We start from the raw sequence: 16083 nt of genomic DNA, 5'->3' as shown, positions 1-16083 counted from the left end.
GAAAAAATATATATCAAATGATGTATAAACAGGAGGAATAAAATGGATACAAATAAACTGAATCGTATTCTTGATTTAATGAAAGAACAAGAAGTACCGCAGATGATTATTTCTGATCCTATGGCAATTTTTTATTTGACAGGGAAGAAGATCGTTCCGGGGGAAAGATTACTCGCATTATATTTAAATATTAACGGCGGGCATAAACTGGTAGTCAATAAGTTGTTTCCACAGGAAAAAGACCTTGGTGTTGAACTTGTATGGTACGATGATATTGAGGATGGAGTAGAAATCTTAAGTAGATTTGTTGAAAAAGGCAAAACAATCGGAGTTGACAAGACATGGCCTGCAAAATTTCTTCTCAGACTGCAGGAATTGGAACCGGAAAGTAAGTTTGTTAATGGCTCTCTCATTATAGATGCAATCAGAAAGGTGAAGAATGACGATGAAAAACAACTGTTAAGGGAAGCATCACTTGCAAATGATAGAGTAATGGAAGAACTTATTCCATTGACGGCCAAAGGATATACCGAAGTGGAATTAAACAGGATCGTGCGTGGCTTATATGAGAAATCAGGACATTCGGGAGTTTCTTTTGATCCAATAACGGCTTATGGTAAATCCGGAGCTGATCCGCATCATGTAACAGATGGATCAAAGGGTAAAAGAGGAGACAGTGTTGTCCTTGATATCGGCGGTATTTTGAATGATTATTGCTCTGATATGACAAGAACTGTTTTCCTTGGTGAGGTTTCGGACAAAGCGCGTGAGGTTTACGAGATTGTAAAAGAAGCACAGCAGAGAGGAATTGAGGCTGCAAAACCTGGAAATCGCTGGTGTGATGTTGATTTTGCCTGCCGTAATTATATAGAAGAAAAAGGATATGGGGCATATTTTACACATCGTACAGGCCATTCCATTGGACTTGAAGATCACGAATATGGGGATGTCTCAGCAGTCAATGAAGAAATAATCAAACCGGGGCAGTGCTTTTCGATTGAGCCGGGAATCTATCTTATGGAAGAGGGGATCGGTGTTCGAATAGAGGACCTTGTACTGATTACGGAGGACGGATGTGAAGTTCTGAATAAGTTTCCAAAAGATCTGATTGTGGTACCTATGGAATAGTGGATGAGAACACCGGTTCGTATTTCATGAATTTTTAAGATTTGACAGTGACTGAATGGACTGAAAGCGGTTGACAATAGATATAAAAACCGTTATGATATACAATTGTAATTGTAAATTTTACGTTAAAGGACGTAATAGAATTGTAACAAAGTCTAGGGGCGGTCAACTGGGAAGCAGGCAGCGTGGAATTATGCGCCCGGCATAAGATGAATGAAAGAGAGAGGACATGGGCCAGAAAAGAAATAGAGCAGGAAATAACAGCCAAAATCGAAATGAACGGAACATTAGCAACAGCCGCGAAGTGAGCAGACGGACTAAGGGGAAAAACCGGTATTCTTTTGAAGAAGACAGAAGAACAACGGCCAGATATTACGATGATGATGGATATTACCAGACTGAGCCTAAGAGAAGGAAAAAATCAGCATCCGCAAAGAACAGGGATGATTATACAAAGAAATCTAAAAACCGAAGTTCCGAATACGGCAGCAAAGGCAGAAAAAGGAAAAGACGTGGAAGAAGAAAGAATGTGGTCAGTAAGACGATCGGTATCATCTTGGCAATCATTCAATTTGTTTTATCAGTAGTCCTTACGGTAAATGTTTTGTTCTTTGATATGCTGACGGTTACCTATATCATGGTTCTGGCCGGTGTACTGCTTATTTTACTCGGAATAACACTATTGTCTCAGATAGGGGCAAAAGAAAAGGGAATCGGAGGAAAAATCTTCTGTATCTTGCTGTGTATCATTCTTGCGATGGGATCTTTCTATATAGGTAAAATAAATAATGCATTTCAGAAGATAACCGGAAGCAACACGATGACAAGTTCCATGGTTGTCGCAGTAAGACAGGATGACAGTGCGCAGAAACTTGTGGATACGTCTGATTATACATACGGTGTACAGTATGCCACAAATGCAGATCAAACAAAGTCGACGGTCAAACAGATTGAAAAAGAAATAGGTAATGAGATCACGGTTCGAGAATATGCCGGCATGATTGAAGCGGCACAGGCATTGCTCTCAGGAGAAGTGGATGCGCTGGTTTATAATTCCGGTCAGACGGGGATTATCAAAGATCAGATCCCTGACTTTGAAAATGAGGTCAGAGTGATTTATAAGCACAGCATTGTTGTGCAGATAGAAAATACAGCAGCTGATGCCAGCGTGACAGAACCGTTTGCGGTATATCTGAGCGGAATGGATACTTATAATGATATCACTTCCGGAGACCGGAGCGATGTAAATATTATTGCAGTCGTGAATCCAAAGAGCCACCAGATTCTTTTGGTTACGACACCGAGAGATTATTATGTCCCGATTCCGGGAATCTCAAATGGCCAGGAAGATAAGCTGACGCATGCAGGAATTTATGGTATTGAAGCATCTATGGATACCTTGGAAGAACTATATGAGATGGATATTCCATTCTTTGGAAGGGTAAACTTTACATCTATGATCAATATCGTTGATGCATTAGGCGGATTGGATGTGGAATCAGATGAAGAGTTTGATACGGGTGAAGAATCTGGAAAAGTAGTTCATATTAATGAGGGAATGAATCATCTGAACGGCAGAGAAACACTGGCGTTCTGTCGTGAACGTCATGCTCTTGCCGATGGGGATAATGCTCGCGGAAGACATCAGCAGGCTGTTATTACTGCAATCATTAAAAAGATGATGTCTCCGTCCATGTTAAGAGGTGCTTCCGATATTATTGCAAGTGTGAGTGACGGCGTTGATACGAATTTCAGTATGAATCAGATCCAGTCTTTGATTAAGACACAGCTTCGAACGAACGCAGAGTGGAATATTTATTCTGTTTCAGCCGAAGGTGTTGGTGATAAGCAATATTGTTATTCTTCCGGAGATGCATTATTGTATGTATGTATCCCGGACGAAACATCCGTTTCAAATATTATTGATCTGGTCAACCGTGTTGAAGCGGGCGATGTGCTTGAAGAATCAACTGTCGTTGGACAATAGAATATATAATATACAAAGAAAAAGGCATTTACTGGAAAATATTCGTCAAAATATTTCCGGTAAATGCCTTGACTTTTCTTGCGGTATATAATACAATAACCTAGCGTGCAAAGAAACGTGCGGTTATTTTTGTGCGCATTTAAACAGACAATGTTTAAAACGTAACCAATTATTACATCATAGGAGGTGAAAGAGATGCCAACATTTAACCAGTTAGTAAGAAAAGGTCGTCAGACAGCTGTTAAGAAATCTACCGCTCCGGCTCTCCAGAAAGGATACAACTCTCTGAGAAAGAAAGCTACGGATACATCTGCACCGCAGAAGAGAGGTGTTTGTACAGCAGTTAAGACAGCTACACCGAAAAAGCCGAACTCAGCTCTTAGAAAAATTGCCAGAGTACGTCTTTCTAACGGAATCGAAGTAACAAGCTACATTCCAGGAGAAGGACACAACCTTCAGGAACATAGCGTTGTTCTGATTCGTGGTGGTCGTGTTAAGGACTTACCAGGTACAAGATACCATATCGTTCGTGGAACACTTGATACAGCAGGTGTTGCAAAGAGACGTCAGGCTCGTTCTAAATACGGAGCTAAGAGACCAAAAGACGCTAAGAAATAATAACGAAACAACAAAGTTATCGTATCACAAACAGAACTATGAGGATTATAGTTGGTTGCGGGTTTAATCCAGATAAATGCCCATCTCTGGCATCAGGATGTCCCGTGAGCTGATGACACATAGAGAGACACATGTGAGTACCGATGAATTATTCAAGCAGGGCCAGAAGGCTTTGCCAATATGTATAAGGAGGGAAGGACCGTGCCACGTAAAGGACATACTCAAAAAAGAGACGTATTAGCGGATCCGTTATACAATAACAAAGTTGTTACAAAACTTATCAACAACATCATGTTAGATGGTAAGAAAGGTGTAGCACAGAAGATTGTATACGGAGCATTTGAAAGAGTTGCAGCAAAGGCTGATAAGCCGGCTATCGAAGTGTTCGAAGAAGCAATGAACAACATCATGCCAGTACTTGAAGTAAAGGCAAGACGTATCGGTGGTGCAACATACCAGGTACCAATTGAAGTAAGAGCAGACAGAAGACAGGCTCTTGCACTTCGTTGGCTTACATTGTATTCTCGTAAAAGAGGAGAGAAGACAATGGAAGAAAGACTGGCAAATGAAATTCTTGATGCAGCAAACAACACTGGTGCATCTGTAAAGAAAAAAGAAGATATGCACAAGATGGCAGAAGCAAACAAAGCATTTGCTCATTACCGTTTCTAAAACTGGGACATATTATAAAATGTTCCGGAAACAAGATGCAGAAGATCGTCTCACAGTGCCTGCATTATGCTGCGCATAGAGACGAATCTGCGCGACAAATATTAGGAGGACAAAATCTTGGCTGGAAGAGAATATCCATTAGAGAGAACCAGAAATATCGGTATTATGGCACATATTGATGCTGGTAAGACAACTCTTACAGAGCGTATCTTATATTATACCGGTGTTAACTATAAGATTGGTGATACTCATGAAGGAACTGCTACCATGGACTGGATGGAACAGGAGCAGGAAAGAGGTATCACAATTACTTCAGCAGCTACGACATGTCATTGGACTTTGGAAGACCATACAAAGCCGAAAAAAGGTGCTCTCGAACATCGTATCAACATCATTGATACTCCGGGACACGTTGACTTTACCGTAGAAGTTGAACGTTCACTTCGTGTACTTGATGGTGCCGTAGGTGTATTCTGTGCTAAGGGTGGTGTTGAACCTCAGTCAGAAAACGTATGGCGTCAGGCAGACACATACAATGTACCGAGAATGGCTTTCATCAATAAGATGGACATTTTGGGTGCAGATTTCTACAATGCAGTAGAACAGATTAAGACAAGATTAGGTAAGAACGCAATCGTTCTTCAGCTTCCAATCGGTAAGGAAGATGATTTCAAAGGAATCATTGATCTTATGGAAATGGAAGCATATATCTACAATGATGATAAGGGAGATGACATTACAGTTTGTGAGATCCCGGAAGATATGAAGGATGATGCAGAGCTTTATCACCAGGAATTAGTCGAAAAGATCTGTGAATTAGATGATGATCTGATGATGATGTATCTGGAAGATGAAATTCCGTCAAATGATGAACTGAAAGCAGTTTTAAGAAAAGCTACATGCGAGTGTACAGCTGTACCTGTTTGCTGTGGTTCTGCTTACAGAAATAAAGGTGTTCAGAAACTTCTGGATGCAATTATTGAATATATGCCGGCTCCGACTGATATTCCGGCTATTAAGGGTGTGGATGAAGACGGAAATGAAGTTGAAAGACATTCATCCGATGAAGAGCCGTTCTCAGCTCTGGCGTTCAAGATTATGACTGACCCGTTCGTAGGTAAACTGGCGTACTTCCGTGTTTACTCAGGAACAATGAATTCTGGATCTTATGTGCTGAATGCAACAAAAGGAAAGAAAGAACGTGTTGGACGTATCCTTCAGATGCATGCAAATAAGAGACAGGAATTAGATAAGGTTTATTCAGGAGATATTGCTGCTGCAATCGGATTTAAGTTCACCACTACCGGTGATACAATCTGTGATGAACAGCATCCGGTTATTCTTGAATCCATGGAATTCCCGGAACCGGTTATCGAGCTTGCTATTGAGCCGAAGACCAAAGCTTCTCAGGGTAAACTTGGTGAATCACTTGCAAAACTTGCAGAAGAAGACCCGACCTTCCGTGCTCATACAGATCAGGAAACAGGTCAGACCATCATCGCAGGTATGGGTGAGCTTCATCTGGAAATTATCGTAGACAGACTTCTTCGTGAATTTAAGGTAGAAGCTAATGTTGGTGCACCTCAGGTTGCATACAAAGAAGCATTTACCAAGGCAGTTGACGTTGACAGCAAATATGCTAAGCAGTCCGGTGGTCGTGGACAGTACGGACATTGTAAAGTTAAGTTTGAACCAATGGATGCTAACGGAGAAGAGACATACAAGTTTGAATCTACCGTTGTCGGTGGTGCAATTCCGAAGGAATATATCCCGGCTGTAGGTGAAGGTATCGAAGAAGCTATGAAGGCTGGTATTCTTGGTGGATTCCCGGTTGTTGGTATTCATGCTAACGTTTATGACGGATCTTACCATGAAGTTGACTCTTCTGAAATGGCATTCCACATTGCAGGTTCCCTTGCATTTAAGGATGCGATGAAGAAAGCTGAGCCTGTACTTCTTGAGCCTATCATGAAGGTAGAAGTAACCATGCCTGAAGAATACATGGGCGATGTAATCGGTGATATCAACTCTCGCCGTGGACGTATCGAAGGTATGGATGACCTTGGCGGAGGAAAGATCGTAAGAGGTTATGTACCGCTTTCTGAAATGTTCGGATACTCTACAGACCTTCGTTCGAGAACACAGGGACGTGGAAACTACTCAATGTTCTTTGAAAAATACGAACCGGTTCCGAAGTCTGTACAGGAAAAGGTATTATCTAACAAAAACGCATAAAAAATGCGAAAAAGGCTTGAAAAACTGTATTATTTGAAATATAATCAGAATTAGCCGAGTTAAAACATCGAAACTAAAAATGCCCAAAGTGGGTGCTATATTTAAGGAGGATATTCAAAATGGCAAAGGCTAAATTTGAAAGAACAAAACCGCATTGTAATATCGGTACCATCGGACACGTTGACCATGGTAAAACAACTTTAACAGCTGCTATCACAAAAACTCTTTCTCAGAGAGTACCTGGTAACGCTGCAGTAGATTTCGAAAACATTGACAAAGCTCCGGAAGAAAGAGAACGTGGTATCACAATCTCTACAGCTCACGTTGAGTATGAGACAGAAAAACGTCACTACGCTCACGTAGACTGCCCGGGACATGCTGACTACGTTAAGAACATGATCACTGGTGCTGCTCAGATGGATGGTGCTATCCTCGTTGTAGCTGCTACTGATGGTGTTATGGCTCAGACAAGAGAGCACATCCTGCTTTCTCGTCAGGTAGGCGTTCCTTACATCGTTGTATTCATGAACAAATGTGATATGGTAGATGATGAAGAACTTCTTGAATTAGTAGAAATGGAAATTCGTGAACTTCTTGATGAATACGAATTCCCGGGAGATGACACTCCGATTATCCAGGGATCAGCTCTGAAAGCTCTTGAAGATCCGTCAGGAGAATGGGGAGACAAGATCATGGAACTTATGGATGCAGTAGATTCATACATTCCGGATCCAGAACGTGCAACAGACAAACCATTCCTTATGCCTGTAGAAGACGTATTCTCTATCACAGGACGTGGAACAGTTGCTACTGGTAGAGTAGAACGTGGTGTTCTTCATGTTTCTGATGAAGTAGAAATCGTTGGTATCAAAGAAGAAAACCGTAAAGTAGTTGTAACAGGTGTTGAAATGTTCCGTAAACTTCTTGATGAAGCTCAGGCTGGTGACAACATCGGTGCACTTCTTCGTGGTGTTCAGAGAAACGAAATCGAAAGAGGACAGTGTCTGTGTAAACCAGGTTCAGTAAAATGCCACCACAAATTTACTTCTCAGGTTTACGTATTAACAAAAGATGAAGGTGGACGTCATACTCCATTCTTCAACAACTATCGTCCACAGTTCTACTTCAGAACAACAGACGTAACTGGTGTCTGCGAACTTCCAGAAGGAACAGAAATGTGTATGCCTGGTGACCACGTAGAAATGACATGTGAACTGATCCATCCAGTAGCTATGGAGCAGGGACTTCGTTTCGCTATCCGTGAAGGCGGACGTACAGTAGGTTCTGGTGTAGTTAAAGAAATCATCGAATAATTTCTTTGAATTAACATTATTGCAAAATATAAATCCCGGGAAACTAAAGTTTCCCGGGATTTTGGTATCAAAAACATATCTTATGTATCAAAATTAAAAAATCTCTTATCAACCCTTACTATATATCTTCAGAAGAATATGTAAAAAGATGGGAACAAGTGACGTATGAGAAAAAAGCATTTGCAGAAGGGACAGTTGAAACAAAGGCATTGCCAATTAATATTGGCTTAATTGATACATTAATTAAAGAATATTTGATTTGATATAAGATATTATTCTGTGTAGAAAGCATGCCAGAAATAAGTTTTCTAATATACCAAAAGCATGCCGGAGATAAGTTTTCCAATACATCAAAAGCGGGCCGTTAAAAAAGAGAAGATATATATCTTCCCCTTTAACGTATTATACATACAAAAAATATATCTCTTTTATCCCTGATAAGGATTCACATGCACCATAATATGCTTTACCTTCGGAAATTCATTTTCAATAGCATCATGTGCTTTCTCAGCAATCTCATGTGCCTCATTCAGTGAGAGGTTTCCGTCAGCACTGATTTCAATATCAACATAGATCTTATTGCCAAATACGCGGGTCTGAAGGAAATCAATACCCATTACACCGGTTTGAGATTCTGCGAGGCGTCTAATGGCATTTTCTGTATCAATATCACAAGAATGATCTACCATTTTATCTATTGCATCCTTGAAAATATCCAAAGATGCTTTCGCAATAAAGAAACAGATGATCAGGCTCGCAATCGGATCAAGAATAGGAAATCCCATGCGGGCCCCTGCAATACCGATCAAAGCACCTATGGAAGAGAGTGCGTCGCTTCTGTGATGCCAGGCGTCGGCCATTAGTGCACTGGAATCGATTCGTTTGGCATTGATTCGAGTATACCAGTACATGGCTTCCTTCGTGACGATGGAGATCAAAGCAGCTATAAGTGCAAGCTGTCCGGGGATGGCGAGAGATTCATAATTTCCACCCATAATATTCTGAAGAGCCTCTGCTCCTATTGCGAGTCCGGTGAATAGAAGCACCACGGACAGTATAATGGCAGCGACGCATTCGAAGCGCTCATGACCATAAGGATGTTCTTTGTCGGAATCTCTGGCGGATAATTTCACTCCTATAATTACGATAATGCTGCTGAACACATCGGAAGCCGAGTGAATTGCATCGCTGACCATCGCGCCGGAATGTGCGAGGATACCTGCCAGAAGCTTAAAAGCCGAGAGGATAAAATTGCCGATAATACTTACCATAGTTACCTTTGTCGCGACTGCTTCGAAATAATCAGAAGAAGACGGCTCGGAAAGATTTGTGTTGTTTGTTCCCATAAAAGTTACCTCCTGTTAATAAAGTATGATAGCTCTATGTCACTTGCTTGATTGTCGAAAGGGTGTTTCTTCGTATATGAAGTGGGGAGAAAATGAGATGTCATAGAAAAAATATGACCATGTAATAAAAAAACACCCACGAACCCAGTAAAAGCAACTACTGTCCCGCGGATGCGTTATCCACTGCCACTTATGTGACCCGGCTCCCTTGGCATATGCCACGGCCTGCTCAGTTTGTACTGTAGATTAATATGCAGTGCAAAGAGTATTGAAGATAATATAGCAAAATATAGGAGAATTGTCAAGCAAAAAACGTGTATATACTTGAACTGCTAAATTTTTTATAATACAATCAATTGTATTAAGCATTTAATAATCACGGGAGTATAGTAAGAACGATGATACATTTGTATTTGGCAGACATAGAGGATCTGGAGAAGATAAATGATATAGAAGGTGCGCTGAAACTTTTGACGGAGGAACGCAGAAGAAAGTACCTAAAACTCAGAAATGAAAAGGCGAGGAGAGAATGCCTGGCTGCCGGGCTCCTTTTAAGAAAGGTGCTCGAAATACATGGAGTGGATTTGAAAACGGTGCATACAAATGATGACGGGAAACCGGAGGCAGAAGGAATCTGCTTTAATCTGTCGCATTCTGGAAATGTTGTGATATGCGCTGCCTCAAAGGATAATGTAGGATGTGATATCGAGAAGATCGGAAGTGCACCGAAGCGGGTTGCAGAGCGGTTTTTCTGCGAAGATGAAATCGACTGGATCGAGAGTTTTGCGAATGAAGACAAAAATCGGGAATTCTTTCGAATCTGGACGATGAAAGAAAGTTATTTGAAAATGACTGGCGAAGGACTTCGGACAGCATTGAACAGTTTCCGGGTATTTCCGGATATCTTGAAGATTTCCAGAGAAGGAAATATGCAGCCTTGTCTGATGAAAGAATATAAATATTCCGGATATCAGATTACCGTATGTGCAATGGAAGAAGAATTCGCGGAGCAAATCATGCGGGTTGCTCTCCTTTGAAAAGATTGAATTGAAGGAAAGGGTAAAACAATGGAAGAAAATGATGAAAAAAAGGTGGAAAAAGAAAGAGATAAAATCATGATTATCGGAACATCGATTCTTGATGTGATGGTCAGACCTGCAGACAGACATGTATTTGAAACGGGATCGAGTGCTGCAGAAGATATCAGCATATCCTTTGGAGGAGATGCACTAAATGAAGCGACTGTTCTAGCGTCTCTCGGTAAGAAAGTGAGTTTGCAGACCCTGATCGGGGAAGATGCAGAGGCCGGAATGATCAGAAGGCATTGTACAGATATGGGAATTGCTTTACAGACGAAGAATAAGTATGAAAATGTAAAAACAGGAGTAAATGTCGTGCTTGTGCAGGAAAATGGAGAACGGAATTTCCTCACGAATAAGAATGGGAGCCTTCGGAAGCTTACAGTGGAAGATCTGGATATTCCATTTCCCGATGATATCGGAATTCTATGTTTTGCCAGTATTTTTGTATTTCCTGAGATCGGGAATCGTGAATTAGAGTATATTTTCAGGACGGCAAAAGAGCAGGGGATTCTGGTGTGTGCAGATATGACGAAAAGAAAATTTGGAGAAAGTCTGGAGGATGTAGCGGATGCGCTTGGTTATGTGGACTATCTGATTCCCAATGAAGAAGAAGCGCGTCTCCTTACGGGAGAGAACTCTGCGGAACTGTCTGCTGAACGTTTTATAGAAGCGGGAGTCGGCTGCGTTATTATCAAATGTGGATCGAGAGGATGCTACATCAGAACCAGAGAGAGGAAAAAACATATTGAAGCAGTGCGGGACGTGAAATGCATCGACACGACTGGAGCCGGTGACAGCTTTACGGCGGGATTTCTCTATGGATTGTCGGAACAATGGGAAATTGAGAAATGTGCTGAATTCGCCAATCAGTGCGGAGCCAATGCGGTTCAGGTGACCGGTGCAGTTAATTGGTGTATTTAGATACATTAAGCAACATAATGTTTTCAATAACCTCTTATGTATAGTAGAATATATTAAGAGGAGCATTGAAAAGATGAAGAATATTTTTATGGAGAATCAAAAAGAAATTACATTTGAAGAGTATATGGCATATAAGAAGGATGGAAGGGAGAATCTGGGGGATAACCTTCCTGTAGCTGTTTACCGTATGCTGGAGTATTCTCTTAGAAGCACGCTTATTGAGGAGTATGGAAAGGAAACGCAGATCAAGATTTTCCGGAAAGCGGGTTATCAGGCCGGTACATTTTTTGCGAAGAATTATCTGAATTGCGATTTGCCTTTGGAACGTTTCCTTGGAGATCTGCAGACACAGATGGAGACTATGAAAATAGGTGTACTTCGTGTAGAAGGTGTAAACAGTGATGATGGAACAATTATGCTGACTGTTTCGGAAGATGCAAATATGAATCATCTTACATGGCAGGCGAAACAAGTGGCTGCGGGAGATTATTCCCAGCATGCTTCTTATCTTGGGGAATTTTCGGAAGCCTTTAATACAATGATAGAACAGCTTCGGGAAAGAGAAAATCTGCTTATGAAAAAAGCGGAAATGGCTGAAAATTATAATCGACTTCTGATTGAACTGACACATTCTCATCAGGAATGTATTATGGTGGTTGATGCACATTCGGGAGAGATCGTATATTGTAATAAGTCTAAGAACGGAGACGGTGAGTTCGCGGAAGGAAAATGTAGTACCTGCTGTGGTTGTGAACAACGACTGACAATTCATGATGAAATATTGAAGTGGAAAGATACAGAGAAAAAAATATCAAGAAATGATTCGGATAAATATACTGTTTGGGAAAAAGAAGACAGTGAAGGACGAATCTATCAAATAACAACCTATGCTATTGAATGGAAGGAAAAAGAGGTATACGTACATATTATTACTGATATTACCGAAAGTCGCAGAAAAGGTATGATCTTGGAAGATAAGGCTTATCGTGATCCAGGGACAGGACTTTATAATAGGCGGTATTTTGAAGAGTATATGGAGCGGGCTCTTTTGAAGAGGGAACAGCTTACGTTGTGCTATATCGATATTGATGGACTGAAATATGTGAATGATAAATATGGACATCTTGAAGGCGATAATTATATTGCGATGATTGTAGCCGCAATCAAGAATAAAGCAAAATATATACGGGTGTAGCTTTTGGGGCTGCACCCGATATTTTTTCCTTTATTGCGCCTCATAAGTGGCCTTTGCATTCCGGATAAGCATGTTGAACTTATCAGCATCCCAGGCTGCACGTCCTGTGAAAAGTCCGTCAATGGAAGGCTGTACAATCAGTTCGTTTGCATTTCCCGGATTTACGCTCCCGCCGTAAAGAACCGGAATCTCATCAGCTGCTTCGCCGAAAATCTCCCGCAGACAGTTCTTGATGACTTTGTGCATTTCTTCCGCATAATCTGCGCTCGCCGGCGTCCCGTTTACGCCGATGGACCATACTGGTTCATAAGCAACCCAAATATTATTTGCTTGTTTGGCCGGAACATCATGGAATCCGATTTTAAGTTGTGTGCGGAGCACTTCTGCGCTGATGCCGAATTTTTTTTCTTCTGCAGTTTCACCGATGCATAACAGTGTGGTGAAACCATGATTCAGGGCGGCTTTTACTTTTTTGTTCTCTTCTACGTCTGTTTCTCCGAAAACATGGCGTCTTTCAGAATGGCCAATCATTACCAGATCCAGGCCAAGCTCTTTCAACATAAGAGGAGAGATCTCACCGGTAAATTGTCCCTGGTCTTCCCAGCTCATATTCTGTGCACCGAGTTTTACATATTTACGATCGACTTTGCTGGTTGCGCTTTCCAGTGTTGTGTAGGACGGGATGATAAATAATTCAATCTCGTCACGGCTGATGTCTTTTGTGTTTTCTACCAGCCTCTGTAAATATGCTACAGTGTCCTGAATATTCTTATACATTTTCAGGTTGCTTCCAAAATAAAGTTTCTTTTGCATGATATCCTCCTTTAAATTGAATATAGATGTGTTTATCTGTAAGATTGTATCCAATACTGACATGAAAATTATACTACGAAAGCGATGAAAAAACAATAGAAAAAACAAATGACAAATAAAAAACAAAAAAACGAAAATAAACGAAAAAACAGGGGTGAATTTTTGGGAATAATGCATAAAACCAAGGGCGAAAAAATGGATAACGTAACGAAATAACAAAAAATACTTGCGTAAATAAAAATAATAATATAAAATGAAATTACAAACGAAAGGCAAACGGAAGTTTAAACGAAAATAAACGAAAAGGAGAACGAAAAATGAGCGAAGCGAAATTCAAACCAGTAACAGCTATTACCATGGGAGATCCGGCAGGAATCGGACCGGAAATTGTAGTAGGAACTATGCTTGACGAAGGAATTCATGAATGCTGCAAGCCATTCGTAATCGGAAGCATTGCCATTCTGGATCGCGCGGCAAAAGTACTTGGAAAGGAATTAAAGTACAACAAGATCGAAGATCCGTCTGAAGCAAAATACGAGTACGGAACGGTAGACGTACTCGAGACCGGAGATTATGATACAGATTCCATCAAATGGGGCGAGGTTCAGGCTCTGGCAGGACAGATGGCAATCGACTGGATTATGAAGTCAATCGAACTCGGTATGGCAAAGAAAGTAGATGCTGTTTCTACATCTCCGATTCATAAGGGAGCAATCAAACTTGTTGGCATTAAAGAACCGGGACACACAGAGATTTATCAGCATCAGACAAATTCTCCATATGCACTTACCATGTTCTCGTGCCATAAACTGAGAGTATTCTTTGTAAGCCGTCATATGTCACTTGTAGATGCATGTCACTATGCAACAAAAGAAGTGGTTCTCGAGAATGTTATCAATATTGATAAAGAGCTCCGTAAAGTAGGAATTGAGAATCCGCTGATCGCAGTTGCAGGACTGAATCCGCACAATGGTGATAACGGACTTTTCGGAACGGAAGAAATCACAGATCTCGGACCGGCCGTAAAAGCAGCTCAGGAGATGGGAATCAATGCAGTAGGTCCATGCCCGGCGGACTCTGTTTTCCACATCGGCAAATCTGGAAAATATGATGCGATCCTTTCACTCTATCATGATCAGGGACACATTGCATGTAAGACACTTGATTTCGAAAAATCAGTTACCTTAACATTCGGACTTCCGTTTATCAGAAGCTCTGTAGACCACGGAACAGCATTTGACATCGCAGGAAAAGGAATTGCCAACAGCATCAGCCTGATCGAGTCAACCAAAGTTGTTGCTGAGTATGCGGCAAAGCAGCATGAGAAGGAAGCATAAATAGAACGAAAAGGGAGGATTTCAGCCATGCCAATTATTGGTTCAGTAGCAGATGACCTTACCGGCGCAACCACAACAGGGGTATTGCTGGCAAGAAGTAAAGCAAGAACGGCAGTATTTTTCAATGTAGAAGCTGCCACAAAAGCGGAAGGCGTTGATGAGCTGGACGCAATTATTATCAGCAGCAACAGTCGGCCACTTCCGGCGAATGAGGCATATGACAAAGTAAAAGAAGCAACGATCGCTCTGAAAAGCATGGGCGTGAAATATTTCCAGAAGCGTATTGACACAACATGCCGCGGTGGAATCGGAGTTGAAATTGATGCAATGCTGGATCAGCTGGATCAGGATACCGTTGCAATCGTTGTGCCGGCTATGCCACAATCAAGACGAATCCTGGTAGGCGGTTATTCCGTAATTGACGGAGTAGCGCTCATCAATACTCCGGTAGCACAGGATGTGCGTACACCGGTAAAAGAAAATTACATACCAAGACTGCTTGGCGGTCAGACAAGACGTAAGGTCGGACTTGTCACATTGGATAAAGTACTTGCAGGTGACGAAGCAATCAAAGAAGCGTTAAAAGCAGAACGCGAAAATGGATGTGAAGTAATCGTAGTAGACGCAATCACACTGGAAGATGTTGAGAATATTGCTCAGGCATGCATTTCTCTTTGCTGGGATGTTGTGAGCGTGGATCCGGGGCCGTTTACTTCCAAACTGGCATATCACAGAAGCCTGATTGGCATGGAAGAAGCCAATATTCCGCCGGAGGCAGATGAAGCAGGCAAGACAGTACTGATTGCCGCAGGAAGCGCGACACCGGTAACGAAGAAACAGATGGAAATTCTTTGTCAGGACGAAAGACATGTCCGGATCAGCGTAGAACCGATTCCGCTGATTGAAGGCGGAGAGGAAGCCGTAGCGGAAGTAGAGAAAGCGGTTGCAAAGGCGACGGAACTTCTGAGTGCAGAAACAAGACCGCGCGCCATCCTGTTTGAGACAGCTCTTCATGGAGAACTCCTGAATCTGGACGAAGAGGATTCCAAACGTCATTATGCAGGAGGCATGAGTGCAAATCGTATCAATGCAGGCCTTGGAAGAATCATTTCCCGCGTATTGGAAAATACTGGAAAGGAAAAGATTGCGGGACTTTACACAACAGGTGGAGATACCATGGTAAATGTATGTTATCAGCTTGGTGTAGAATGTCTGGAGGTGCTGGATTATGTAATTCCGCAGACAGATATCGGAAGACTGATCGGAAGTGCGTATAGCGGTCTGCCGGTAGTTGGAAAGGGCGGACTTACCGGAAACGATAATACTGCATGCGATATTGTAACACGACTTTTCCGCGAAACGGCAAGAAAATAGATAGATTGAAAAAATCACGGTTATAGCAAATAGAAAATAAAAATGTAGAGGAGAAGAGAGAA

The 16083-nt window shown here is 41.6% G+C and carries 13 protein-coding genes and 1 riboswitch; of the genes, 11 read left to right on the top strand and 2 right to left on the bottom strand.

The genetic code is table 11. The features are described 5' to 3' along the window. Positions 1 to 42: 42 nt before the first annotated feature. From ACTNB3_RS08685 to tuf, 6 genes are all read left to right on the top strand, one after another. Entirely contained in the window at positions 43 to 1128 is a 1086-nt protein-coding gene (locus ACTNB3_RS08685; RefSeq protein WP_441025106.1) for a M24 family metallopeptidase, read from the top strand. A gap of 229 nt (positions 1129 to 1357) precedes the next feature. Next, the gene (locus ACTNB3_RS08680; protein ID WP_441025104.1) at positions 1358 to 3115 is read left to right on the top strand and encodes an LCP family glycopolymer transferase; all 1758 of its coding nucleotides are present in this window, start codon (positions 1358 to 1360) and stop codon (positions 3113 to 3115) included. A 195-nt stretch (positions 3116 to 3310) separates the two neighbouring features. Then, complete coding sequence (gene rpsL, locus ACTNB3_RS08675; protein WP_427806078.1) at positions 3311 to 3733, top strand: 30S ribosomal protein S12; 423 nt, start codon at positions 3311 to 3313, stop codon at positions 3731 to 3733. Between the two features lie 201 nt (positions 3734 to 3934). Then, positions 3935 to 4405: a 30S ribosomal protein S7 gene (gene rpsG / locus ACTNB3_RS08670; RefSeq protein ID WP_427806077.1), complete on the top strand. Its 471-nt coding sequence runs from the start codon at positions 3935 to 3937 to the stop codon at positions 4403 to 4405. Between the two features lie 117 nt (positions 4406 to 4522). Next, the gene (fusA, locus tag ACTNB3_RS08665; RefSeq protein WP_427806076.1) at positions 4523 to 6640 is read left to right on the top strand and encodes an elongation factor G; all 2118 of its coding nucleotides are present in this window, start codon (positions 4523 to 4525) and stop codon (positions 6638 to 6640) included. A 119-nt stretch (positions 6641 to 6759) separates the two neighbouring features. Next, entirely contained in the window at positions 6760 to 7953 is a 1194-nt protein-coding gene (gene tuf / locus ACTNB3_RS08660; protein WP_427806075.1) for an elongation factor Tu, read from the top strand. Between the two features lie 428 nt (positions 7954 to 8381). Here tuf and ACTNB3_RS08655 read toward each other — a convergent pair whose 3' ends face one another. Beyond that, positions 8382 to 9299 (bottom strand): cation diffusion facilitator family transporter, encoded by a 918-nt coding sequence (locus ACTNB3_RS08655; protein ID WP_441025103.1) that lies wholly within the window; start codon positions 9297 to 9299, stop codon positions 8382 to 8384. A 158-nt stretch (positions 9300 to 9457) separates the two neighbouring features. Further along, positions 9458 to 9542, bottom strand: a riboswitch (NiCo riboswitch). A gap of 155 nt (positions 9543 to 9697) precedes the next feature. Here ACTNB3_RS08655 and ACTNB3_RS08650 point away from each other — a divergent pair. The 3 genes from ACTNB3_RS08650 (at position 9698) to ACTNB3_RS08640 (ending at position 12497) form a co-directional block, all read left to right on the top strand. Beyond that, complete coding sequence (locus tag ACTNB3_RS08650) at positions 9698 to 10336, top strand: 4'-phosphopantetheinyl transferase family protein (RefSeq protein WP_427820020.1); 639 nt, start codon at positions 9698 to 9700, stop codon at positions 10334 to 10336. 30 nt (positions 10337 to 10366) lie between these two features. Continuing rightward, positions 10367 to 11302 carry a carbohydrate kinase family protein gene (locus tag ACTNB3_RS08645; protein WP_441025101.1) on the top strand — a complete coding sequence of 312 codons (936 nt, stop codon included), beginning with the start codon at positions 10367 to 10369 and terminating at the stop codon, positions 11300 to 11302. A 73-nt stretch (positions 11303 to 11375) separates the two neighbouring features. Then, positions 11376 to 12497, top strand: a complete 1122-nt coding sequence (locus ACTNB3_RS08640) for a diguanylate cyclase (RefSeq protein ID WP_441025100.1) — start codon at positions 11376 to 11378, stop codon at positions 12495 to 12497. 30 nt (positions 12498 to 12527) lie between these two features. On the opposite strand, the gene ACTNB3_RS08635 is transcribed toward ACTNB3_RS08640, so the two are convergent. Further along, complete coding sequence (locus tag ACTNB3_RS08635) at positions 12528 to 13310, bottom strand: triose-phosphate isomerase (RefSeq protein WP_427820017.1); 783 nt, start codon at positions 13308 to 13310, stop codon at positions 12528 to 12530. 317 nt (positions 13311 to 13627) lie between these two features. Between ACTNB3_RS08635 and pdxA the strand changes: the two genes are divergently transcribed. Together pdxA and ACTNB3_RS08625 are read left to right on the top strand one after the other, a co-directional pair. Beyond that, the gene (pdxA, locus tag ACTNB3_RS08630) at positions 13628 to 14647 is read left to right on the top strand and encodes a 4-hydroxythreonine-4-phosphate dehydrogenase PdxA (protein ID WP_427820016.1); all 1020 of its coding nucleotides are present in this window, start codon (positions 13628 to 13630) and stop codon (positions 14645 to 14647) included. Between the two features lie 27 nt (positions 14648 to 14674). Continuing rightward, positions 14675 to 16021: a four-carbon acid sugar kinase family protein gene (locus ACTNB3_RS08625; RefSeq protein ID WP_441025097.1), complete on the top strand. Its 1347-nt coding sequence runs from the start codon at positions 14675 to 14677 to the stop codon at positions 16019 to 16021. Positions 16022 to 16083 lie beyond the last annotated feature (62 nt).

Source organism: Bariatricus sp. HCP28S3_D3 (assembly GCF_052065755.1).
Lineage (GTDB): Bacteria > Bacillota > Clostridia > Lachnospirales > Lachnospiraceae > Allocoprococcus.
Note: the sequence above shows the minus strand (reverse complement) of the source record. Positions and strands in the feature narration are given on the sequence as shown.

What these genes read in the sequence shown, in the direction of transcription:
- ACTNB3_RS08655 (WP_441025103.1), bottom strand. Translation starts at nt 9,299, where the DNA reads ATGGGAACAAACAACACAAATCTTTCCGAGCCGTCTTCTTCTGATTAT.
- ACTNB3_RS08650 (WP_427820020.1), top strand. Translation starts at nt 9,698, where the DNA reads ATGATACATTTGTATTTGGCAGACATAGAGGATCTGGAGAAGATAAAT.
- rpsL (WP_427806078.1), top strand. Translation starts at nt 3,311, where the DNA reads ATGCCAACATTTAACCAGTTAGTAAGAAAAGGTCGTCAGACAGCTGTT.
- ACTNB3_RS08685 (WP_441025106.1), top strand. Translation starts at nt 43, where the DNA reads ATGGATACAAATAAACTGAATCGTATTCTTGATTTAATGAAAGAACAA.
- ACTNB3_RS08640 (WP_441025100.1), top strand. Translation starts at nt 11,376, where the DNA reads ATGAAGAATATTTTTATGGAGAATCAAAAAGAAATTACATTTGAAGAG.
- ACTNB3_RS08680 (WP_441025104.1), top strand. Translation starts at nt 1,358, where the DNA reads ATGGGCCAGAAAAGAAATAGAGCAGGAAATAACAGCCAAAATCGAAAT.
- ACTNB3_RS08625 (WP_441025097.1), top strand. Translation starts at nt 14,675, where the DNA reads ATGCCAATTATTGGTTCAGTAGCAGATGACCTTACCGGCGCAACCACA.
- ACTNB3_RS08635 (WP_427820017.1), bottom strand. Translation starts at nt 13,310, where the DNA reads ATGCAAAAGAAACTTTATTTTGGAAGCAACCTGAAAATGTATAAGAAT.
- pdxA (WP_427820016.1), top strand. Translation starts at nt 13,628, where the DNA reads ATGAGCGAAGCGAAATTCAAACCAGTAACAGCTATTACCATGGGAGAT.
- ACTNB3_RS08645 (WP_441025101.1), top strand. Translation starts at nt 10,367, where the DNA reads ATGGAAGAAAATGATGAAAAAAAGGTGGAAAAAGAAAGAGATAAAATC.
- tuf (WP_427806075.1), top strand. Translation starts at nt 6,760, where the DNA reads ATGGCAAAGGCTAAATTTGAAAGAACAAAACCGCATTGTAATATCGGT.